Annotated in this window: 21 protein-coding genes, 1 tRNA gene and 1 riboswitch; of the genes, 10 read left to right on the plus strand and 12 right to left on the minus strand. The window is 71.6% G+C overall.

Features of this window, described 5'->3' with window-relative positions:
* Positions 1 to 8: 8 nt before the first annotated feature.
* The 3 genes from P3T34_RS21010 to P3T34_RS21020 all read right to left on the minus strand — a co-directional run bounded on the left by P3T34_RS21010 (position 9) and on the right by P3T34_RS21020 (position 3193).
* Positions 9 to 1670: a protein phosphatase 2C domain-containing protein gene (locus P3T34_RS21010; RefSeq protein WP_280667575.1), complete on the minus strand. Its 1662-nt coding sequence runs from the start codon at positions 1668 to 1670 to the stop codon at positions 9 to 11.
* A gap of 98 nt (positions 1671 to 1768) precedes the next feature.
* Complete coding sequence (locus tag P3T34_RS21015) at positions 1769 to 2308, minus strand: FHA domain-containing protein (protein ID WP_280667576.1); 540 nt, start codon at positions 2306 to 2308, stop codon at positions 1769 to 1771.
* Positions 2309 to 2320: 12 nt separating this feature from the next.
* Positions 2321 to 3193 carry a DUF3662 and FHA domain-containing protein gene (locus P3T34_RS21020; RefSeq protein ID WP_280667577.1) on the minus strand — a complete coding sequence of 291 codons (873 nt, stop codon included), beginning with the start codon at positions 3191 to 3193 and terminating at the stop codon, positions 2321 to 2323.
* Positions 3194 to 3608: 415 nt separating this feature from the next.
* Between P3T34_RS21020 and P3T34_RS21025 the strand changes: the two genes are divergently transcribed.
* Positions 3609 to 3692, plus strand: a tRNA-Leu gene (locus tag P3T34_RS21025).
* Positions 3693 to 3843: 151 nt separating this feature from the next.
* Here the strand turns inward: P3T34_RS21025 and P3T34_RS21030 are convergent.
* The 5 genes from P3T34_RS21030 to P3T34_RS21050 form a co-directional block, all read right to left on the minus strand.
* On the minus strand, positions 3844 to 5484 hold the full coding sequence (locus tag P3T34_RS21030; RefSeq protein ID WP_280667578.1) for a divalent metal cation transporter: 1641 nt from the start codon (positions 5482 to 5484) through the stop codon (positions 3844 to 3846).
* A gap of 300 nt (positions 5485 to 5784) precedes the next feature.
* Positions 5785 to 5961: riboswitch (M-box (ykoK) riboswitch) on the minus strand.
* Between the two features lie 77 nt (positions 5962 to 6038).
* A complete protein-coding gene (locus P3T34_RS21035) occupies positions 6039 to 6191 on the minus strand; it encodes a DUF6126 family protein (RefSeq protein ID WP_280667579.1) in 153 nt (50 codons plus the stop codon).
* On the minus strand, positions 6188 to 6523 hold the full coding sequence (locus P3T34_RS21040; RefSeq protein ID WP_280667580.1) for a metalloregulator ArsR/SmtB family transcription factor: 336 nt from the start codon (positions 6521 to 6523) through the stop codon (positions 6188 to 6190). Before P3T34_RS21040 ends, P3T34_RS21035 begins: the two co-directional genes overlap by 4 nt.
* A gap of 3 nt (positions 6524 to 6526) precedes the next feature.
* Positions 6527 to 6721, minus strand: a complete 195-nt coding sequence (locus P3T34_RS21045; protein WP_280667581.1) for a hypothetical protein — start codon at positions 6719 to 6721, stop codon at positions 6527 to 6529.
* A gap of 63 nt (positions 6722 to 6784) precedes the next feature.
* A complete protein-coding gene (locus P3T34_RS21050) occupies positions 6785 to 7159 on the minus strand; it encodes a hypothetical protein (RefSeq protein WP_280667582.1) in 375 nt (124 codons plus the stop codon).
* A gap of 228 nt (positions 7160 to 7387) precedes the next feature.
* Between P3T34_RS21050 and P3T34_RS21055 the strand changes: the two genes are divergently transcribed.
* The gene (locus P3T34_RS21055) at positions 7388 to 8143 is read left to right on the plus strand and encodes an alpha/beta fold hydrolase (RefSeq protein WP_280667583.1); all 756 of its coding nucleotides are present in this window, start codon (positions 7388 to 7390) and stop codon (positions 8141 to 8143) included.
* A 58-nt stretch (positions 8144 to 8201) separates the two neighbouring features.
* Here P3T34_RS21055 and P3T34_RS21060 read toward each other — a convergent pair whose 3' ends face one another.
* Positions 8202 to 8453, minus strand: a complete 252-nt coding sequence (locus P3T34_RS21060) for a chaplin (protein WP_280667584.1) — start codon at positions 8451 to 8453, stop codon at positions 8202 to 8204.
* A 433-nt stretch (positions 8454 to 8886) separates the two neighbouring features.
* On the opposite strand from P3T34_RS21060, the gene P3T34_RS21065 reads away from it, so the two are divergent.
* From P3T34_RS21065 to P3T34_RS21075, 3 genes are all read left to right on the plus strand, one after another.
* A complete protein-coding gene (locus P3T34_RS21065; protein ID WP_280667585.1) occupies positions 8887 to 9192 on the plus strand; it encodes a hypothetical protein in 306 nt (101 codons plus the stop codon).
* A gap of 84 nt (positions 9193 to 9276) precedes the next feature.
* Complete coding sequence (locus P3T34_RS21070) at positions 9277 to 10659, plus strand: DUF4331 domain-containing protein (protein WP_280667586.1); 1383 nt, start codon at positions 9277 to 9279, stop codon at positions 10657 to 10659.
* Positions 10660 to 10670: 11 nt separating this feature from the next.
* On the plus strand, positions 10671 to 10994 hold the full coding sequence (locus tag P3T34_RS21075) for a hypothetical protein (RefSeq protein ID WP_280667587.1): 324 nt from the start codon (positions 10671 to 10673) through the stop codon (positions 10992 to 10994).
* Between the two features lie 5 nt (positions 10995 to 10999).
* Here the strand turns inward: P3T34_RS21075 and P3T34_RS21080 are convergent, their stop codons facing one another.
* Together P3T34_RS21080 and P3T34_RS21085 are read right to left on the minus strand one after the other, a co-directional pair.
* Positions 11000 to 12187 carry a histidine kinase gene (locus P3T34_RS21080; RefSeq protein ID WP_280667589.1) on the minus strand — a complete coding sequence of 396 codons (1188 nt, stop codon included), beginning with the start codon at positions 12185 to 12187 and terminating at the stop codon, positions 11000 to 11002.
* On the minus strand, positions 12184 to 12849 hold the full coding sequence (locus P3T34_RS21085) for a response regulator transcription factor (RefSeq protein ID WP_280667590.1): 666 nt from the start codon (positions 12847 to 12849) through the stop codon (positions 12184 to 12186). Before P3T34_RS21085 ends, P3T34_RS21080 begins: the two co-directional genes overlap by 4 nt.
* A gap of 241 nt (positions 12850 to 13090) precedes the next feature.
* On the opposite strand from P3T34_RS21085, the gene P3T34_RS21090 reads away from it, so the two are divergent.
* Both P3T34_RS21090 and P3T34_RS21095 read left to right on the plus strand, forming a co-directional pair.
* Positions 13091 to 14869: a phosphatidylglycerol lysyltransferase domain-containing protein gene (locus P3T34_RS21090; protein WP_280672264.1), complete on the plus strand. Its 1779-nt coding sequence runs from the start codon at positions 13091 to 13093 to the stop codon at positions 14867 to 14869.
* A 234-nt stretch (positions 14870 to 15103) separates the two neighbouring features.
* The gene (locus tag P3T34_RS21095) at positions 15104 to 15874 is read left to right on the plus strand and encodes a hypothetical protein (protein ID WP_280667591.1); all 771 of its coding nucleotides are present in this window, start codon (positions 15104 to 15106) and stop codon (positions 15872 to 15874) included.
* 36 nt (positions 15875 to 15910) lie between these two features.
* Here P3T34_RS21095 and P3T34_RS21100 read toward each other — a convergent pair whose 3' ends face one another.
* Positions 15911 to 17872 (minus strand): serine/threonine-protein phosphatase, encoded by a 1962-nt coding sequence (locus P3T34_RS21100; protein ID WP_280667592.1) that lies wholly within the window; start codon positions 17870 to 17872, stop codon positions 15911 to 15913.
* A gap of 394 nt (positions 17873 to 18266) precedes the next feature.
* On the opposite strand from P3T34_RS21100, the gene P3T34_RS21105 reads away from it, so the two are divergent.
* The 3 genes from P3T34_RS21105 to P3T34_RS21115 all read left to right on the plus strand — a co-directional run bounded on the left by P3T34_RS21105 (position 18267) and on the right by P3T34_RS21115 (position 21593).
* Positions 18267 to 19514, plus strand: coding sequence for a rhodanese-like domain-containing protein (locus P3T34_RS21105; RefSeq protein ID WP_280667593.1), 1248 nt, complete (start codon positions 18267 to 18269; stop codon positions 19512 to 19514).
* A 127-nt stretch (positions 19515 to 19641) separates the two neighbouring features.
* A complete protein-coding gene (locus P3T34_RS21110) occupies positions 19642 to 20268 on the plus strand; it encodes a DUF5819 family protein (RefSeq protein ID WP_280667594.1) in 627 nt (208 codons plus the stop codon).
* Positions 20268 to 21593 (plus strand): HTTM domain-containing protein, encoded by a 1326-nt coding sequence (locus tag P3T34_RS21115; RefSeq protein ID WP_280667595.1) that lies wholly within the window; start codon positions 20268 to 20270, stop codon positions 21591 to 21593. The genes P3T34_RS21110 and P3T34_RS21115 overlap by 1 nt, the downstream gene beginning before the upstream one ends.
* Positions 21594 to 21604 lie beyond the last annotated feature (11 nt).

The raw sequence follows: 21604 nt of genomic DNA on the forward strand, positions 1-21604 counted from the left end.
GACGGACGTTAGGCCGTCGCACAGTCCCCGGCCAGCGTCTGCTCCTCCGGGGTGAGGGCCGGCGCGGTGCTCGGCGGGGCCGCGGGCGGGGTGGGGCTGGCGGTGCTCTGGGCGGGCAGGCTGGGCGTCGGCGCGGGCGGGGACGGTGAGGCGGCCAGGAACGCCGCGGTGGTCGCGGTGCCGGTACCGGCCGTGGCCGGCTTGGCGCCGTCGGCGATCTTCTGGCAGACGGCGGCCTGCGCCTGGAAGGCCTGCACCCGCTTGGTGGCGGCGTCCAGGCTGTCGGCGTCGATGGTGTTCTTGAGCTGGTTCTGCTGGTAGACCGGCAGGTACTTCAGCTCGACGCCCGGGTAGTCCTGGTAGATCGAGGAGAGGCTGAGGCCGGCCAGGCTCTGGCTGATGCCGCGGTAGACCGCGACATGGCCGGAGTTCTCGGCGACGTAGTACTGCCCCTGGGTCCACTGGTAGCCGCCGTACGCGGCGCCGCCGACCAGGCCGAGTGCGACGGCCACGATCGCCGAGCGCTTGATCCAGCTCGGCTTGCGGACCGGCGGTTCGGCCGGCGGGTAGTCCTCGGCGCGGTAGCCGTCCGCGTCGTACTCGCCGGCCGGGGCGCCGTAGCCCTCGGCGCCGTGCGGGGCGGTGCCGTAGCCCTCGTGGGGGTAGTCGGCGGTGTCGTAGCCGTGGGCCGGGCCGAAGCCGTCCGGTGCCTGACCGTAGCCCTGCTCGTAGCCCTGGTCGTAACCGGGCTCGTAGCCGCCCTGGTAGCCGTCGGCCGGGCCGAAGGCGCCGGGCGGGGCGGGCGGCTGCGGGCGGCCGAGACCCGCGGCGCGGCCGGCCGGGGTGTCGATGATCGCGTGGTCGGTGGCCGTGCCGTGCGGGCCTTCGGCGACCGCGCCGACCACCACCGGGACGCTGGCGAACTGCCCGCTGAGGGTGTCGGTGGCACCGACCTCGATGACGTCGGCCACGATGCAGGTGATGTTGTCCGGCCCGCCGCCGCGCAGCGCGAGCTGGATCAGCTCCTGGACGGTCTGCTCGGGGGCGTAGTAGCTCCCGAGGGTCTCCTCCAGGGTCTGGTGGCTGACCGGGCCCGACAGGCCGTCGGAGCAGATCAGGTAGCGGTCGCCGGCCCGGACCTCACGGATCGACAGGTCGGGCTCGACCTGGCCGCGCCCGTCCAGCGCGCGCATCAGCAGGGAGCGCTGCGGGTGGGTCTCGGCCTCCTCCGGGGTGATCCGGCCCTCGTCCACCAGGCGCTGCACCCAGGTGTGGTCCTGGGTGATCTGGGTCAGCGAGCCGTCCCGCAGCAGGTAGGCGCGCGAGTCGCCGACGTGCGCCAGGCCCATCCGCTCGCCGGTCCACAGCAGCGCGGTCAGGGTGCAGCCCATGCCCTCCAGCTGCGGGTCCTGCTCGACCATGACGCGCAGTCGCTCGTTGGCGCCGTGCACGGCGTCGCTGAGCAGCGTCAGCAGGTCGGCGCGGAGGTCGGCCTCGTCCAGCGAGACGATCGAGCTGAGGGCCTCGGAGGAGGCGACCTCGCCGGCCGCCGCCCCACCCATGCCATCGGCCACGGCCAGCAGGCGCGGGCCGGCGAAGCCGGAGTCCTCGTTCCCCTCCCGGATCAGCCCCTTGTGGGATCCGGCGGCGAACCGCAGCACGAGGCTCATTCTGTGCGTGCCCCCCTCTGGGCCTCGCGCACGGCAGCGGCAGCAGCGTGGCTGCCGTCCCGGCTGGTCATGGACGGGGTGCTGTCCCTCATGCGCTACTACTTCCGCAGTTCGATGACGGTCCTGCCGATACGGATCGGCATGCCCGGCTGGAGCGGTGTCGGCACGGTCAGCCGCTGCCGGTCCAGATAGGTGCCGTTGGTGGAGCCTAGATCCTCCACGGTCCACTGCCCAGCCTGATCCGGGTAGATCCTGGCATGACGCGACGACGCGTAGTCGTCGTCGAGCACGATGGTGGAGTCGTGCGCGCGCCCGAGCGTGATGGTCTGGCCCTGCAACGCCACGGTCGTGCCGGTCAGTGAACCTTCGACCACGACCAGCTGGGTCGGCGCGCCACGGCGGCCGCGACCCAGCTGCTGGGTGGCGTCACGGGGCGCGGGCGCCTGCTGCGGCTGACGCGGCGCCGGGGTGCCCGCGGCCGCGGTGCTCGCGGCGCCGGCCGCGCGCCGACCGCCCCCCTTGGCGGTGCCCTTGGCGCCGAACATGTCGCTGCGGATCACCTGCACCGCAACGATGACGAACAGCCACAGCACCGCCAGGAAACCCAGCCGCATGACTGTCAGAGTCAGTTCTGACACCGGTACCCCGCCCTACCCTTCGACCTGTCGGTAGATGATCGTCGTGCTGCCCACGACGATCCGCGAGCCGTCGCGGAGCGTAGCGCGCTGGGTGTGCTGTCCGTCCACCACGATGCCGTTGGTGGACCCGAGGTCGAGCACCATCGCGGGGGTGCCGGGACGGATTTCGGCGTGCTTGCGGGAGACGCCGGGGTCGTCGATCCGGACATCGGCCTCGGTGGAGCGGCCCAGCACGCAGGCGGTGCCGGTGATCTGGTGGCGGGTGCCGTTGACCTCGATCCAGCGGCGCGTGTTGGCGCCCGTGCCGGAGCCGGGGAACGGGCGGACGTTGCCGGCGGGGGGCATCGGCGGCATCGCGGGGGGCGTGCTCGGGACCGGCGGGGCCGCCCCCGCGTACGTCGGTGAGCCGCCCTGCTGCCACGGTGCGCCGGGTGCCTCGGTGACCGGGCCGCGGCCGTAGCCGGCCTGCGGCTGGCGCTCCTGCGGCGGCTGGGCCGGGGGCTCGGGGGTCTCGGTGGCCAGCGTGCGGCTGCGCACCCGGTACAGGCCGGTGTCCAGGTCGTCAGCGCGTTCGAGGTTGACCTGGAGCGGGCCGAGGAAGCCGTAGCGCTGGGCCTCCGCGTACTCCAGGACCATGCCCGACAGCTCCTGGCCGAGCTGGCCCGCGTACGGGCTGAGCCGCTCGTAGTCGTGCGGGCTGAGCTCGACGATGAAGTCGTTGGGCACCACGGTGCGGTCGCGGTTCCAGATCGTGGCGTTGTTGTCGCACTCGCGCTGCAGCGCTCCGGCGATCTCCACGGGTTGGACCTCGGACTTGAACACCTTGGCGAAGGTGCCGTTCACGAGACCCTCGAGTCGCTGCTCGAACTTCTTCAGGACTCCCACGGGGCACCCCCTTCCAAGGGATCTCGAGGTACTGCTCGGGCTTGATTGCGGTACTTCCGTACTGATCGTATCCACGCGCGGGCCATCTGTACGGTTCCCCGGCCGGGCCGAGCCCGGGGGTGGGCTTGCGCACACCCCTTCGTACGGGTGCGCCCGGTGGCCAAGGAGTACCCCTTGGGCGGGGCCCTCACCCCTGGGCCGCCCCGGCGCCGAGTCGTTCGAGTGGCGGCCCCCGGAGAGCTGTGCAGGTCGGCTGGGGGAAGGGATTCGTAGGTTCCCCGTGGAGCGTGCTAATGTTTCTCATGTCGGAAGGGGCGACCGAGAGGGAGCCGAAGCCGGACGGAAGATCGAGAAGCGGGTCCAAACCGATTCGAAATCATCCGGACGATCGGTTAGCATCTACGACATCACCCATGCGCGGGTGGCGGAATAGGCAGACGCGCTGGATTCAGGTTCCAGTGCCCGAAAGGGCGTGGGGGTTCAACTCCCCCCTCGCGCACAGTGCGGAACGGGCTCCATCCAAGTGACTCAGGTCGCGAGGATGGGGCCCGTTCCTTTTGCGTTCCCACTGGGATCGCGCTCCCGCCGAAGCGGGCGCAAGGCCGGTCGGACCGATGCTCTCGGTCCGACCGGCCTTCTGTGTTCGATGCTCAGCCGTTGAGGGCGAGGGTGATGATCTTGATGACGACGAGGATCATCGCGACGAACAGGTAGCCGCGCAGGGCGCCCATGCCGATCTTGTAGCCGGTGGAGACGGTGGTCCTGGTGAGGGTCTCCAGCGGGGGCATCCGCCACTCGTCGCGGCCGGTGCGATCGATGGGGTCCTCGTTGGTGGCGGTGCGCTTGCGGGTGAAGGAGTAGCCGGTGGCCAGCACCCCGGCGACGCCGCAGCCGGCCATGATCTGCAGGATCGTCGCGGCGGTGATGTGGGGGAAGAGGACGGAGGCGGTCAGGATCACCGAGAGGGTGACCAGGACGCCGACGACGGCCGAGGTGAAGGCGTTGGTCTTGGGGCCGTTGACCCACGGGCCGAGGACCTGCTTGTCATTGCAGAGCAGCAGCAGGAAGACCGAGGCGGACGGCAGCAGGACGCCGGCCAGGGTCTGGACGCCCTCGGTGAGCAGGCCCAGCGGCGAACCGGGGATCAGGACGACGGTGGCGGCCAGGACGACCAGCGCGGCGTAGACGGCGTAGAAGCCCTTGGCGCCGGCGACGCCGCGGTGCAGCGAGTGCTTGATGCCGAAGACGTCGCCGATGGCGTAGGCGGTGGAGAGCGAGACGGCGAAGGCGCCGATGATCGAGGCGTCCAGCAGAGCGATCGCGAACAGCACGCCGGCGACCTTGCCGGCGTGGGCGGCGATGCCGTGGGCGACTCCGGCGGCGTCGGTGAAGTTGCCCTGGGCGGCGGTGCCGGCGAAGGCGGTGGCCGAGGCACCCATCAGGGCGGCCGCGCCGATCACCACGATCAGGATGCCGATCCACAGGTCGGCCTTCTCGTACTTCATGAAGCGCGGGGTGATCCGCTTGTCGATGACGTACGACTGCTGGAAGAAGAGCTGCCAGGGGGCGACGGTGGTGCCGACGATGCCGATGATCAGCAGCATCACGGTGGCCAGCGAGCCGGTGCCGCCGGGCATGTTCGGCACCACGAAGTCGTGGGCCATCTGCGAGGTCTTCGGGTGGACCAGGAAGTAGATGGGGATCAGCAGCAGCGAGCCCGCGCAGAGTGCGATGGCGATCCGCTCGAAGCGCTGGAAGGAGCCGGTGAAGGCGGAGGCGATGATGATCGCGGCGGCCAGCACGACGGCGGCGGTCTTGGGCAGGCCCAGGTAGCCGGCGGCCAGCGTGATGCCGATGAACTCGGTGACCAGGGTGAGGGCGTTGAGCAGGAAGAGGTCGATGACCGAGAAGGCGCCCCAGAACTTGCCGAAGCGCTCCAGGATGAGCCGGGCGTGGCCGACCCCGGTGACCGCGCCCAGGCGCAGCACCATCTCCTGGTTGACGTAGAGGACGGGGACCAGCAGCAGCAGGGTCCACAGCAGGTGGGTGCCGTAGTTCTGGCCGGCCTGGCCGTAGGTGGCGAAGGCGCCGGCGTCGTTGTCGCCGACCATCACGATCAGGCCCGGGCCCATGATCGCCAGCAGGGTCTTCAGCTTCGCGGACAGTCCGGTGCGCGGCGCGGTGTCGTCCAGCCGGATGCTGCCCAGCGCACCGCGGATGTCACCCACGTGCGCGTCGTCGAGAACGGCGGCGCGCGTCGGCGCGCTGGTGGTCAGGGTCGTGTCGGTCATGACGTGCCTCCCAGGTGCCCGGTCAGGGCGGTCGGGGGGCACGCGGCAGCTATCAGCCCTACGGGCGCGCGGCATGGCGACCCGTCACGGCGATCGGCCGTGCGGGAATGGATGACGCGTCAGGAATGCGCGCAGGGGAGGTGGTTACCGCGTGCCGGAGAAAAGCGAGGACAGGCGGGCGGGGGGCCGTTTATGGCCCGGACTACTGCAACTCGCATCCATGTCTCTCGCCTCCTCCCGGTCGGTGCGCATCGAGTGCGCGATATCGACACGGCAAGGAGCGGACCGGTCCGCAGGACCGGTACACCCCAACTCGTCAGAGCTTTGGCACTCCACGGCGTGATCCCCCCTCTGGGGCGGGAAGCCACTTGGGATCAACCCTTAGGTCGGGAAGATCTGTCCTGATCCGGAGCGTCTCTCGACGGGTGGGATCAGTGGCCTGTGTCCGTGAAGACGCCTCACCGAACGAGGTGCCCTCTTGAAACCTCACTAAGCGTAGACCCTGTGTCAGATCGGGTTCTACGTATTTATGGAATCTTTACTTTGAGGGGGGGTCAGTGCTTGCCGAGAGTGAAGAGCAGGATCAGGAATGCCGCCCAGACGTGCGTTGCGGCGATGTAGATCAACGCGCGCACCAGCATCGCCTTGCGCTTGCTCTTCTCGTCCTTGGTCGCCTGCGGGTTGGCGGCGGGCTGGGCATCGCTCATCGGGCGGCGGTCCTGTTCAGCTGGTCCGGCAACGGTCCCTGATCGGTGATCAGGTCGGTGAGGATCCGCCGCGCGGCGCGCAGCAGCTCGGCGACGTCGGGGGTGCTCAGCGCGTACACCACGGTGTTGCCGTCCCGGGTCGCGCTCACCAGCTGGGTGCGGCGCAGCACAGCGAGCTGCTGGGAGAGGCTGGAGGCCTCGACGTCTATCTCGGTGAGCAGCTCGCGCACCGGTCGCGGTCCGTCCTGGAGCAGTTCGAGCACGCGGATCCGGACGGGGTGGCCGAGCGTGCGGAAGAACTCCGCCTTGGCCTGGTAGGGCGGGACGGGCACGGGTCAGTCCTCTCCGCGTTCCTCTTCGGGGGTGTGCGGGAGGGCGATGCCGTTCTTGGCGGCGGTCCGCAGCAGTCCGGCGATTCGGCCCTCGTAGGCCTGGACGCCGTCCAGGTCGCCGTCGGCGCGCGCCTTCGCCAGGCTGGCTCGGGCCTGGGCCAGCTGGGTGCGCAGCTCTTCGTCGAACATTCCGGTCACCGCTCCAGCATCTCCGGAGTTGAAGAATTCTTCAACTGCCGGTCGGTTCGCCCTGCCGCGGCCTCAGACCATCAGCTCGCTCTCGATCCGATGGACCTGGTGCCTGGCCAGCGCGAGGTTGGCCCGGGCGCGGTCCAGCACCAGGTAGAGGAAGAGGTTCTGGCTGCCGGCGCTGGTGAGCGGCCGGACCAGGTGGTACTGGTGGGTGAGGGTGCTGAGGATGTCCTCCATCGCCTCCCCCGCCCGGCCCTGCAGCTCGACGGCGCGCAGGGTGGCGCGGACCACGTCGGTGCTCCCGGCGGCGGCGAGCGCGAGGTCCAGGTCGGCCGCGTGTCCCAGCGTGCCCAGGGCCATCCCGCTGCCGACGTCCACCAGCGCGACCCCCAGGGCGCCCTGGATGGTCATGGCGTCCTTGAGGGCGTTCTCGATGCCGGACATGTGGACCTCCTGGCTGATCGGATCGATGACACGAGGGTAGGGAGATGGCCGGTGTCTGCCGGTCTGTTGACCGGTATTGATCGACTCTCCTGTCCATCTGCGTCAGATCTGTTGACTAGCAGTCGTCACTTGAAGATTTCTTCATCCCGATCGGACGCGATCGGACGGCGTACCCTTCGGCGCAGCGGGCCCGCAGGGGTCCGCGACGGACGAACGGAGTGGTCGGCGATGACGGGCGCGGTGGCGTGGCGGGTACGGCCGGGCGAGCCGCGGGCGGTGGTGCTGGTGCTGCACGGCGGGCAGGTGGAGAGCACCGCGCCGGCCCGGCCCTGGCACCTGGCGGTGGTGCGGATGCGCGGGTTCGTCCGCTCGCTGGAGCGGGAGACGGCCGGCGGCGCGGTCGCGGTGGGCCTGGTGCGCTACCGCTACCGGGGCTGGAACGGTGAGCGGGCGCACGCCGCGCAGGACGTGCTGGCGGCGCTGGACGCGGTGGCGGCGGACTTCGGTCCGGTTCCGGTGGTGCTGGTCGGGCACTCGATGGGTGGCCGGGCCGCTCTGCGGGCGGCCGGCCACCCCAGCGTGAGCGGGCTCGTCGCGCTCGCGCCGTGGTGTCCGCCCGAGGACCCGTGCGAGCAGCTGGCCGGCCGCAGCCTGGTGGCGCTGCACGGCGACCGCGACAAGGTGACCGACCCGGCCCTGACCCGCGCGTTCGCCGCCCGGGCCCGGGCGGCCGGCGCCGCGGTGGCCGCGATCGAGGTGACCGGGGCCGGGCACGGCATGCTGCAGCGCTCCGCCCAGTGGCACCGCAGCACCGCGCTGCTGGTGGCCGCCCTGCTCGGCCTGCGCGACTTCCCCGAGCAGCTGGCGTCCTCGCTGGCGCTGCGCGGGGCCGAGCCCGATGGGCTGCGGCTGGCGCTGCCGACGCCGGCGCAGTGGCCACCGGTTGGGGATCCGCGGCTGGCCGGTGGACGCGGGAGAGGCTGATCAACGACGGCGGCCGCTCCCGCCCCGGTGGGGGCGGGAGCGGCCGCGGCGATGCGGGTCAGCTGTTGACGCAGGTGTTCCCGAACGCCGGGTTGGCGATGCCCACCAGGTTGATGCTGTTGCCGCAGATGTTGATCGGGATGTGGATCGGGATCTGGATCACGTTGCCCGACAGAATGCCGGGCGAGCCGATCGCCGCACCGTTGGCGGTCGCGTCGGCGCTGGCCGCGCCGGCGCCGCCCAGGACGAGTGCACCGGCCGCGCAGGTCAGTACGAGGGCCCTGCGGAAGTCCTTCATGGTCTTCTCCATTCCTTGCGGGATCATTCCTTGCGGGATCGAACAGGGGCACGCGAGATCACACTCGTCTGGATATAGCCGAATGTGATCCCATGCTTACTCTTCGCGCTCGAACGCGCCATGGATGGTTGCGCCACCCGCTAGTCACCCGGTCGGCTGAGTCGATATGTCAGGGCGGCTGTGAGCGGCGGCTGCGGGTGGTCCCGCGCCAGGCGGATGGCGTAGCCGGGCGGGGTTTCGCTGGGCCGGGTGAGTGGTTGTCGGCCCCGCTTGGGCCAAGCCGGCTTGACCGGTCGAACTGACGTCGTTTCACTTCAGCGTGGCTGCCGACCCTCTGTCACCGGACGGCCGTTCGTGTACGTACCCGATCTGTGCCCGTCCCGCTCGTAGGACCGAGCGCCGAGGCTCGGGGCCTGCCCAGTTCACCGAGTCGGAGGAACGACCCATGTCCCTGGATACCCCTGTGCCCGAAACCGCCGCCGAGTCGGCGATGTCCCGCCGCGCTCTGATCAGGAACGCCACCGTGGTCGGTGCGGTCGGTCTCACGGCCGGCGTGCTCTGCGGCCTCGACAGCGGCGGCGCCGAGGCCGAGCCGGCGGCCGACCACCCGATGGCCATCGACCGCGACCAGCCGACCGTGGTGCACCTGCGCGACGCCCGGACCGGTGAGCTGGACATCTTCCACGGTGACCGGCACCACCGCGTCCAGGACCGCGAGTTGGCCGCCGCGCTGCTGCGCACCCTGGGCTGATCCGCCCTCCCCCGGTCGGCGCCGCAGTGGAGCCGGCCGGGTCCCCCGGCACCACCCCGACCCCAACTCCCCTGTGAGGCCAGCATGTCGTCCCACCGCGAAGCTCCCGAGATCTCCAAGGACCCGGTGGCGGACAGCACCGACGTGTACGCGTTCGTCAGCCCGGACGCCAGCGACACCGTCACGCTGATCGCCAACTACATCCCGCTGCAAGGAGCAGCGGGCGGCCCGAACTTCTACGAGTTCGGCGACGACGTGCTCTACGAGATCCACGTCGACAACGACGGCGACGGCCGAGCGGACATCACCTACCAGTTCCGCTTCGAGGTGGAGCTCGACAACGACAACACCTTCCTCTACAACACCGGTGCGATCACCTCGCTGGACTCCCCCAACTGGAACCGCAAGCAGTTCTACACGGTGACCAAGGTCGAGGCCGGCGGCCGGGAGACCGTGCTGGGCCGCCGGTTGGCCTGCCCGCCGTGCAACATCGGCCCGCTCTCCACCCCCGACTACCCCTCGCTGGCCGCGATGGCCGTGCACAGCCTGGACGGCGGCCGCAAGGTTTTCGCCGGGCAGCGCGCCGAGGGCTTCTACGTGGACCTCGGCTCGATCTTCGACCTGGCCACGCTGCGCCCCTTCCAGGCCGCGCACCTGAACGCGGTGCTCCCGAACATGCCGGGCGTCAACACCACGGCCGACCTGAATGTGCACAGCATCTCGCTGCAGGTCCCGATCACCGAGCTGACCCGCGACCACTGCAAGCCCACCGACGTGTCCGACCCGCGCGCCGTCATCGGGGTCTGGACCTCCGCCGGCCGCAAGCAGGCCAAGGTCCGCGACCAGCAGGGCCGGGGCGTTGAGTCCGGCCCGTTCGTCCAGGTCTCCCGGCTGGGCAACCCGCTCTTCAACGAGGTCCTGGTGCCGATGGCCCGCAAGGACCAGTGGAACCACCAACCGCCGGCCGACGACAAGAACTTCGCGCAGTACGTGGCCCAGCCCGAGCTGGCCAGGCTGCTCCCGGTGCTCTACCCCGGCGTCTTCCCGAACCTGGCGGCCTACACCAAGGACCGCGCCGACCTGCTGGCCATCCTGCTGACCGGCATCCCGGCCAACGTGGTGCCCGGCTTCCAGAACTTCACCGGCAGCACCCAGGCCGACATGCTGCGGCTCAACGTCGCGGTTCCGCCGGCCGCCAACCCCAACATCCTGGGCCTGGTGGCGGGCGACCCGGCCGGCTTCCCGAACGGCCGCCGGGTCTTCGACGACGTGGTCACCGTGGAGCTGCGGGCCATCGCCGGGCTGACCCTGCCGCTGGTCGACCCGTCCTTCACCCCGGACGCCGCCGCTAGCGCGATCACCGACGGGCTGACCCCGGCGGACGTCAAGAACCCCTACCTGAACACCTTCCCCTACCTCGGCGTGCCCTACGACGGCTACCACAACCCGCCCGTGACCCCGTCCTGATCGGAGCCCCCGTGCACACCCACGAACACGCACCACTGCCGCCGCCCTCCCACCAGGGCAGCGTGATCCTGGAGATCGGCGGCGACCTGGGCGCCGTGATCATCCACACCGGTCCGGCGCAGGACGGCCTGGAGATCGAGGTGGGCCCGCTCGACCCGGGCGTGCGGCGCACTCACGCCGCCGTCCGCCCGCGCCACCTGGGCGACCGCACGGTGTACTGCGCGGTGATCAGCCCGCTGCCGGCCGGCGAGTACATCGTCTGGCGCGACCCGGTCACCGAGGCCGGCCGGCTCACCGTGAACGGCGGCGCGGTCAGCGAGTACCACTGGAGCTAGCCGCGCTACTCCGCGGGCAGCTCGGTGTGCACCGCGAAGCCGCGGTCCGAGGTCGGGCCCGCGGTGAGCGAACCGCCGAGCAGCTGCGCCCGCTCGCGCAGGCCGACCAGCCCGTGCCCGCCGCCAGGCAGCGGCGCGGGGTAGCCGGCCGAGCGGGCGGGCGCGGGCCCGTTGTGCACGTCCACCAGCAGTCGGCTGCCGCGGGCGGTCACCCGGACCCGGACCGTTGAGCCGGGAGCGTGCTTGCTGATGTTGGTCAGCGCCTCCTGCACCGTGCGGTAGGCCGCCCGCTGGACGGCCTCCGGCCAGGTCCGGTCGCCGGGGTGCAGCTCGGCGCGGGCCGCGAGCCCGCTCTCGTCGATCAGTTGGGGCAGGTCGGCCAGCCGGGGCTGCGGGGCGTGCGGGGTGCCGCCCGGACGCAGGTCGGAGCCGCCCGCCGCGCGCAGCACACCGACCATCTGCCGCAGTTCCTCCAGGGTGCGCACCGAGAGCTCGCGGATGGTCTTGGCGGTCTGCTCGGCGCACGGATCGGTGGTGGACACCTGCAGCCCGCCGGCCTGCACGCTGATCAGGCTGACCTGGTGCGACACCACGTCGTGCATCTCGCGGGCGAGGCGGGCCCGCTCGGTGGCGAGCACCCGCTCGGCCAGCAGCCGGGCCTCGCGCTGCTGGCCGCGGGTCAGCTCGTCCAGCCGGTTGGTCAGCTCCCGCCGGGTGCGGGTCAGCAGCCCGAGCGCCACCGGCGCGATGCCCAGCATCAGCGACTGGATCATGGCCAGGCCGTTGGACTGGTTGAGCGCCAGCGGGTCGATGGAGGAGTTCTGTTCGGAGACCGACCAGGTGAAGTAGTCGGCCAGCGCGAAACCGGTCGCGCAGAGCACCGTCAGCCGCAGCCGGGGGCGACTGGCGGCCACCGAGTAGAGCGCGGTCATCGGCGCGAGCCAGCTGTCGGTGAAGAACGTCCCGGGCAGCGCGAGGACCAGCGAGGCGACCGGCCAGCGGGTGCGCAGCAGCAGGGCGAGGACGCCGACGCCGTTCAGCGCGTTCTTCCACCAGACGGTGTCGCGGTCCAGCAGCCAGGTCTCCAGCAGGGCCAGCAGGACGGGGAAGAGCAGTGTCACCCACGGCCGGCCGAGCCAGCCGGGCAGCGGACGGCCGGCGGAGGCGGTGGCGGGCACCGCGTCGGCTCTCACTGCTGCTTCGGGGCGCGGACCAGGCCGGCGCGGTGCGCGATCACGGCGGCCTGCACCCGGTTGGCCGCGCCGAGCTTGCCCAGGATCGCGCTGATGTGGTCCTTGACCGTGCCGGTCCCCAGGTAGAGCCGGTCGGCGATCTCGGCGTTGGCCAGGCCCTCGCCGAGCAGCGCCAGCACGTCCAGCTCGCGGCCGGTCAGCGAGCGGACCATGGCGAGCGCGGCCGCGTCCGGTCCGCCGCCGTCCACATAACCGCCGATCACCGTGCGGGTGACCGCCGGGGAGAGCATGCTGCCGCCCGCGGCCAGGATCCGTACGGCGTGCACCAGCTGCTCGGGCGCGGTGTCCTTGAGCAGGAAGCCGGCCGCGCCGGCCCGCAGCGCGGTGCCGATGTACTCGTCGGTGTCGAAGGTGGTCAGCATCGAGACGGCCGGCGGGTCGGGCAGCGCGCGCAGCCTGCGCAGTACCGAGATGCCGTCCAGGTCGGGCATCCGGATGTCCAGCAGCACCACGTGGGGCTTCAGCCTGGTGACGTAGGCCTCGGCCTCGGCGCCGGAGCACCCGCCGACCATCTCCAGGTCGGAGGCCGAGCCCACGATCAACCCAAGGCCCGAGCGGACGAGCAACTCGTCGTCCACGATCAGCACACGGATGGCTGTCACGATCCCTCCTCATCTCTTGGCAAGGACGAAGCCTAGGCCGTCCTGGGGCATCACCCCCGCCGTTCGGCGGGGTGGGAATCAGCAGCCCGGTTCACGCGAATCTCATCCGGGGTGAGCCACGATGGAGGACGCCCCTGCAGGACACGCGGATGCGTTCCCGCACCTGATCGTTTGGAATTGAGCTGTGTCGACCACCACGAAGCCGCCCGCCGCGGCTGCCCCGGCCGAATCCCGGCCCGGGTTGCCGGCGCGCCTGCGGCCCCGTGCCGCGGCCGCGACGGTCTGGTACCTGCGACTGATCGCGTTGCTCAACCTGCTGGCCGTGCTGCTGGTGCCGTTCCGCACCACCGTGCGCCACCACTCCGAGGGCCAGTTCTTCACGCCGTACCTGATGACGGCCGGCCTGACCTCGGCGGTCCTCTCGCTCTTCCTGGCCGTGGCGATGCGTCGGCGCAAGCGGGCGGCCTGGATCTTCAACATGGGCCTGGGCGGCTTCACCTTCCTGGTCTACGTGATCTGGCTGGCCGATCCGGGTGAGGAGCATTACGACCGGCACGTCTTCAACTACTTCTCGGCGGTGCTCACCGGCCTCTTCGTGCTGGCCCTGCTGGTCGGCCGCAAGGAGTTCGTCTCCAAAGGGGACCGGTCCAACCCCAAGATGGCGGTGGGCACCTTCATCGCCGGGCTGCTGGTCGGCGGTGCGATCGGCGCGATCCTGGTGGGGCTCAACAACGCCCTGCCGGGCGCCGGGATCGGCGACCGCTTCGGCTACGCGGTCGGCCGGATGGTCAGCATCGACCCCTCCGAGCACGCGCAGGACGTCATCGACGTGCCGACCTGGGTCAACGCCTTCATCAACGCGATGGGCGCGGTGCTCTTCCTGCTGGTCCTCTACGTCACGTTCCGCAGCCCGCGGGACAAGGAGCTGCTCGACCCCGATGACGAGAAGCGGCTGCGCGAGCTGCTCGACCGGCAGGGCGGGCGGGACTCGCTGGGGTACTTCGCTCTGCGTCGGGACAAGGCGGTGATCTTCTCGCCGACCGGCAAGGCGGCCGTCACCTACCGGGTGGTGGGCGGCGTCTCGCTTGCCTCCGGCGACCCGATCGGCGATCCGGAGGCCTGGCCGGGGGCGATCGAGCTGTGGCTGGCCGAGGCCCGCGAGCACGCCTGGGCGCCGGCCGTGATGGGGGCCTCCGAGGAGGCCGGGGTGATCTACGCCCGGCACGGCCTGGACGCACTGGAGCTGGGCGACGAGGCGATCGTCGAGCTGGACGAGTTCTCGCTGGACGGCCGCGCCATGCGGGTGGTCCGCCAGGCGTACAACCGGGTGAAGCGGGCCGGCTACACCATCCGGATCCGGCGGCACGAGGACATCCCCGAGGAGGAGATGGTCGAACTGCTGGCCAAGGCCGACCGCTGGCGCGACGGCCAGACGGAGCGCGGCTTCTCGATGGCGCTGGGCCGACTGGGTGACCCGGCCGACGGCCGCTGCGTGATGCTGGAGTGCCACGACGCCGAGGGCGAGCTGCGCGCGCTGCTCAGCTTCGTCCCGTGGGGCGACAAGGGGCTCTCGCTGGACCTGATGCGCCGTGACCGGGAGACCGAGAACGGCCTGATGGAGTTCATGGTGATCGAACTCCTGGAGCGGGCCAAGGAAATCCAGCTGGAGCGGGTTTCGCTGAACTTCGCGATGTTCCGCTCGGTGTTCGAGCGCGGTTCACGACTCGGGGCCGGACCGGTGCTGCGGCTCTGGCGCGCGGTGCTGGGCTTCTTCTCCCGCTGGTGGCAGATCGAGTCGCTCTACCGCGCCAACGCCAAGTACCGCCCGATCTGGGAGCCGCGCTACCTGCTGTTCGAGAAGAGCAGCGAGATCCCGCGGATCGGCATCGCCAGCGCGCGGGCCGAGGGGTTCATCACTGCACCAAGCCTGCCCGCCCTGTTCCGTCGTCGGCATGCGCGGGTTGCCGCGGTGCCGTCGGCTCCAAAACTGCCGCCGGCGGAACGCGGAGGGAAGGGGTAGTCCCTCCGCCGGGGGGCGGAGGGGGCCCATCGGACCTTCCCCTGACGGGGAAGTGACCGTCCACTCGAAACTCGCTTTATCACTCGCCGAGTCCGGCCGAAAATGGCTCTGTGGACCGAGCGGAATCGATTTGCCCGTGTCTACGCTGAAGTTGGAAACCGACGGGGCTGATGCGGGGAAGCCGGGCGGGCGGGCATGTCCAAACACGACCGTACGCGAACAAGAGAGGCCGCTGTGAACCAGAGGACCCACGCGGGGGACGAGCGACGAGGGCCGGTGTCGCCGATCAGGCGGGCCGTCGTCGCCGAGTGGGGAACGCTGTTCGTGACCGTGCGGGACGGCCTGGCGCGCAAGCGCCTCGCGGCCGTTCCGCTCGCCATCGCCGCGACGTTCCTGATCCTGCTGTTCAGCATCGTCCAACACGTGCCCGGCGGCCAGCACCTGGTCACCCAGCTCGGCGTGGTCAAGGCCGCGCTGCCGCTGGGGGTCTCACTGCTGCGTACGCCGCTCTCGCTCTATGTGCCGGCCCTCGACCTGCCGGTCTGGGGCGCGCTGGCCCAGGTGCTGCTGGTCTTCGGGATCGCCGAGATCGTGCTCGGCCGGCGGATGACGCTGGTCATCGCCTACGTCTGCACGCTGGCCGGGACGATCTTCGCCCGGGTCGGCGTGGAGATCGGCCCGGGCCACCTCTTCGGCTTCGCCGAGAAGGTCGGCCAGTACCGGGACACCGGCCCGTCGGCGGCGGTGGTCGCGCTGGCGGTCTGCGTCGCCTGGAAGTGCCGGGCCTGGTTCACCATGGGCGTGGTGCTGGCGTCCATGGTCGGCGAGGCCGTCCTGCTGCCGAACCTGGCCGGTCTCGAGCACGTGGTCGCGCTGATCACCGCGGTGCTGCTGGCCACCGCGGGCGAGGTGTTCGGCAGCTACTGGCCGCGGGTGCTGACCGGCGTCGGCGCCGCGGCCCGGGTCAACGCCGAGGGCCGGCGGCCGTCCGGCGCGGTGCTCTAGACCGACCGGTCTTAGCTGCCCCGCCGGAGCCGGGCGTCATCGGCGGGGCAGCGGCAGTTCGAACCAGACGACCTTGCCGACCGCCTTGCGGGCGGTGCCCCAGTGCTCGGCGAGCTTGCTCACCAGGTTGAGGCCGCGGCCGTGCTCGTCCATCGACTCGGCCAACTCCAGCGAGGGCAGGTTGTGGTTGTCGTCGCTGACCTCCACCAGCAGCTTGTCCACCCGGATCAGCTGGAGCTGCACCCGGTCCCTGGCCACCCGCACGGCGTTCGTGACCAGCTCGCTGACCAGCAGCTCGGTGGTGTCGCTGAGCGCGCTGAGCTGCCAGGCGGCCAGCTGGTTGCGGACCAGCGAGCGGGCCCGGCGCACCTCGGAGCGGTCCACCGCCAGCTTCCAGGTCGCCACCTCGCTCTCGGCCACGCCGTCGAAGCGGGCCACCAGGAGGGCCACGTCGTCCTTGCGGTCCTCGGTGTGCAGCCGCTCCAGGACGGTGTCGCAGGCCTCCTCGGGCGTCTGCTTGGGATCGATCAGGTTGCCGCAGAGCGCCGCCAGGCCGGCTCCTATGTCACCGCCGCGCACCTCCACCAGGCCGTCGGTGCACATCACCAGCATCGAGCCGTCGACCACGTCGATCTTCTTGGCCACGAACGGGACGCCGCCGACCCCGATCGGCGCGCCGGCCGGGATCTCCAGCAGCTCGCCGGAGCCGTCCGGGTGCACCAGGACCGGCGGCACATGGCCGGCGCTGGCCAGCTCGCAGGTCCGGTTGATCGGGTCGTAGACCACGTAGAGGCAGGTGGCCAGATGGTCGTCGCCGAGCTTCTGGGCCAGGTTGTCCAGGTGGCGCAGCAGCTGGCCCGGCGGCAGGTCGAGCGCCGCCAGGGTCTGCATCGCGGTGCGGAAGCGGCCCATCGCGGCGGCCGAGTGCAGGCCGTGGCCCATCACATCGCCGACCACCAGGGCCACCCGGCTGCCGGGCAGCTGGATCGCGTCGAACCAGTCGCCGCCCACCTGGGCCCGGCGGTCGCCCGGCATGTAGCGGTGGGCGATCTGCACGCCCGGGATCCGCGGCGGACTGGTCGGGATCATCGAGCGCTGCAGGGTGGTGGCGACCGTGGCCTCGGCCCGGTGCAGCCGGGCATTGTCCAGCGAGAGCGCGGCGCGCGCGGCCAGCTCCAGCAGGGTGGCGGCGTCGCCCTCGTCGAACGGCTCGCGCTCGGGCAGCCGCAGCAGTTTGAGGGTGCCGAGCACGGTGCCGCGGGCGGAGAGCGGCAGCACCAGCATCGAGCGGCCGCAGACCACCGGGACCAGGCTCGGGCCGCCGAGCGCGGCCGCGTAGTCGCCGGCCAGGTCCTCGGTCACCTGCGCGACCAGCACGGCCTGGTTGCGCTGCAGGGCCATCCCCGGCGGGGTGCTGCGCGGCATCGCCAGCAGCGCGCCCTCCTGCAGCACGTGGTCCCAGGTGCCGGGGGACTCGCGGAAGCTGCGGGCCACCCGGCGCAGCATGGTGTCGTCGTCGGGCAGCTCCTCGGGCAGCTCGGCGTCCGAGATCAACCGGTCGAGCAGGTCGACGCAGGCGAAGTCGGCCACCCGCGGGACCAGCACCTCGCACAGCTCGCGCGCGGTGGTGTCCAGGTCCAGCGTGGTGCCGACCTTGCCGCCGACCTCGTTCAGCAGGGCCAGCTGCTCACCGGCCTGACCGGTGGTCAGCATCGGCAGGAGCTGGTCGGCGGGCGAGGAGCGCGAACGGCTGCCGTTGGCCAGTACGGCGGCGGGCTGATCGGACGTCACAGGCTGATGGCTCGTCAGGGTGACTCCCGGGGTCGATGCGGGGCCCGCGCCGACCGGGCGCGGGCCGGGCAGGGCGGGAGGTGCGGGAGGTGCGGGCTGGGCAGCGGGAGCCGGTACGGCGCGCAGCGCAGCGGAGACGTCGGCGCGGGCTTGCGGCACCGTCCGCAGCCTGCCGGCGCCGCCGGCCGGGGCGCGGGCCGGGGTCACCGGCCCCAGGGACCGGGGCAGATCCAGAGGTGCGTCCGATGTGGAGTTTGGGTCGTCCGCCATGGGATTCGAGTTGCTCCCGCCTGGCCGGCCGGGTGGTCGGCCCTTCACCTGTGCGGCTGTCAGGCATCCGTGCTGTACCGCTCGCAGCGAAGCACGCTGTGCCCGTCCAGCGAAGCACGGAGCGGGCTGTGACCGGAACCGAAACGCATGGATTCGTCAGTATCAGTTGCGTGTCACCCAGCGTGCGCCGTCCCGCACGCCCTGTCCATGGTTTTGTTGGCCGGATTTCGTCCTTGTCACGGCAGGCGGCCGGTGGGCGGCGCCCGGGTAGGGTCGGTCCTGACCCGGAGAGCCCCCGGGAACGGACGAGTGTGGATGAGCGAGGCGACAGGTGACCGCGGAGAGCCCCGTCCGGTGGACCGACCCCGAGCGGCAGCAGCTGGAGGAGCGGGTCGCCGCCACCGAGATCGCCTGGTTGACCCTTGAGGTCGACGTGGAGACCCTGCGGGTGGAGATCGACAACTTCGCGCTGATCCACCACGAGCGTCTTGGTCCGCTCTACGCCCGGCTGGACGAGCTGGAGGCGCTGGTCGCGGAGGCCGTCGCGGCCCGCACCGGCGCCGCGCGGGACGTCCAGCGGGCCGCCGAGGCCCGCCGGGTGGTCGACGAGCTGCCGGACCTGGACGCGCTCTTCGACACCATCCGGCAGACCGAGGAGGCGCTGCGGGAGGCCGTGGCCGGGGAGGGTGAGAGCGGGCAGGGTGCGAGCCGGCAGGGCTCGGCGCGGGCCGCCGCACCGGCCGCCGAGCCGCCGCGGCGGGTGCGCCCCGGCAAGGAGGCCCAGCGGATCTACCGCGACCTGGCCCGCCGCGCGCACCCCGACCTCAGCACCGACCCCGCCGAGCAGCACCGCCGTTCCGCCTTCATCGCCCGGGTCAACGAGGCGTACGCGCGCGGCGCCGCCGGGGAGCTCGAAGCGCTGGCCGAGGAGTGGTCCACCGCCCCCGAGACGGCCCCCGACCCGCAGGCCGCCGACCGCGGCGAGTGGCTGCTGCAGCGGCTGGAGTGGCTGACCGGCAAGATCGGCGAGCTGGCCACCGAGCAGGTCCGGCTGGAGAGCACCGCGATGGGCTCACTGCTGCTGCTCAGCCCGCAGGACCCGGACCGGCTGCTCGAGGAGCTCGCCGAGCAGCTGCTGGCCCGGGCCGCCGAGCAGCAGGCCGAGCTGGCCCGCCTGCTGGGTGCGGCCCCCGTCGACGTCCCGTCCGTGGACAATAGGTATATCCCTACGCAGACCCAGGAGAGCCCGCCGATGTTCGCGCAGATCCCCACCACCGCGGCCGCCGCCGTCCCCACCGACGCCGTCCTGCTGGACGTGCGCGAGCAGGACGAGTGGGACGCGGGCCACGTCGACGGTGCCCTGCACATCCCGATCGGCGAGTTCACCGCGCGGATCGACGAGGTGCCGGACGCTCCGCTGTACGTGCTCTGCCGGGTCGGCGGGCGCTCGGCGCAGGTCGTGCAGTACCTGGTCGGGCAGGGGCGCGAGGCGTTCAACGTGGACGGTGGGATGCTCGCCTGGGATGCGGTCGGGCGGCCGATGGTGAGCAGCTCGGGCGCGGGCGCCTACGTACTCTGACGTGACACATGGCACGCGGCAAGTGGTGTGTGACTGCTGACAGCTGACGGGTCGGCGCCCGGTGCGGCAGGATGGCCGGGCGCGGCAGTCGGCCTGCCCGCAGCACTGGCGCGGGGGGCGGGCGGGAATGACGGATGACGGCGAGCGGGTCTGGTCGCTGCCCGCGCTGACCGTGCTGGTGGCCGCGGCGGTCGTGCTGGCCGCCTGCAGCCTCGGCTTCCTGGGCGCGGTCTTCCTGCACGTCGCCCCGCCCAACACGCTCTACCAGCAGGACCAGAAGCAGGTCGACGGCCTGATCTACCCCGAGTTCGAGCAGAACTGGAAGCTGTTCGCGCCCGACCCGCTGCAGCAGAACGTGACGGTCGACGCCCGGGTCCGGACCGCGCAGGGCACCGGCGGCTGGATCGGTCTGACCGCGCAGGACATCGCCGCGATCCGCGGCAACCCGATCCCCAGCCACGCCGACCAGAACCTGCTGCGCCGGGCCTGGGACTTCTACGACACCACGCACAGCGCGCAGGACGACAGCGCCACCGGCCCGAACGGCGCGCTCGCCCAGGAGTACCTCAAGCGGATCGCCCTGCAGCGGATCGGCCGGGAGGTGGGCGGCTCGGCGGTGACGGGGATTCAGTTCCGGGCCGGGACCGGCTCGGTGGCGCCGCCGCCGTGGAGCCGGGAGAGCTGGTCCACCCAGATCCAGTACCGCGATCTCGGCTGGTGGCCGGTGGACGACCAGGACTACCGGGGGCTGTGATGAGTCAGGCAGAGACAGGGGCGGGGCCGGAGTTGGGGGTCGGGGAGGGTGGTCTGGTCGGGGGCATCCCGCGGCAGACCTCACCGGAGGGCGGCGAGGCGACGGCTTCGGCCTGGCCTCCTCCGTCGCCGCCGGCCCCGTCGCAGCCTCTGCCGGGTCCGTTCGGGTGGCTCGCCGACGGCTTCCGCGCCTTCACCGGGCGAGCGCTCGGCGTCTACCAGGTGGCGGCGGTCCGGATCGGTTTCGCCCTGGTCTTCACCCTCCAACTGCTCCGCGAGTGGCCGCACCGCCGCGTGCTGTACGGCGACCGCTCCCCGTGGAGCCTGGAGCTGGCGCGCCAACTGCTGGCCGGCAACCACGCCTTCACCGTGCTGCCCTGGTCCGACAACCGGTGGTGGTTCGAGGCGGTCTACCACCTGGCCGTGCTGGCCGGGATCCTGCTGATGCTGGGCTGGCGGACCCGGGCGAGCTCGGTGCTCTTCCTGGTCTGCGTGCTGTCGCTGCAGAACCGCAGTGTGCTGATCGGCGACGGCGGCGACAACATCGTCCACCTGATGGCGATCTACCTGGTCTTCACCCGCTGCGGAGCCGTCTGGTCACTGGACGCCCGCCGCCGCGCGCGGGCGGGAGCTGGTGACGGCGGTGGTGGTGACGGCGGTGGTGACGGCGGTCCGGTGGGGGTGCTGCTCTGGGGTGTGCTGGGTGGGCTGCTGACGGCGGCCCAGCTGACCGGTCGGATCGGCTGGCGGGGGGCGACCTGGCCGTACGTGGGCTGGTCCTGGTTCTTCTGGGCGCTCTGGGTCTTCGCGGGCCTCTGGTACCTGCTCAGCCGTTACCGCCCGCACGGCGAGCCGCGCGCGGTGCTGGACGCACTGGCGAACATGCTGCACAACTGCGCGCTGCTGGTGATCGCGGCGCAGGTGGTACTGATCTACTCCACGGCCGGCTGGTACAAGGTCCAGGGCTCCCGCTGGCAGGACGGCACCGCGCTCTACTACCCCCTCCATCTGGACTACTTCACTCCCTGGCCCTGGCTCTCCGGCCTGCTGGGATCGAGTGCGGTGCTGGTCTTCCTGCTCTCCTACGGCACGGTCCTGGTGCAGGTGGCCTTCCCGTTCACGCTGCTCCACCGCCGGGTGAAGAACGTCCTGCTGGTCCTGATGATGCTGGAACACCTGGGCATCGCAGTCGTGTTGGGCCTGCCGTTCTTCTCGCTGGCGATGATCGCGGCCGACGCCGTCTTCCTGCCCACCGCGGCGCTGGTGTGGGCGGCGGGGCGCGTACGAAGGAGCGCGCGCGGGTGGCGCGCTCTGGCGCTCCGATGAACTGATCAAGG

Source organism: Kitasatospora sp. MAP12-44 (assembly GCF_029892095.1).
Lineage (GTDB): Bacteria > Actinomycetota > Actinomycetes > Streptomycetales > Streptomycetaceae > Kitasatospora.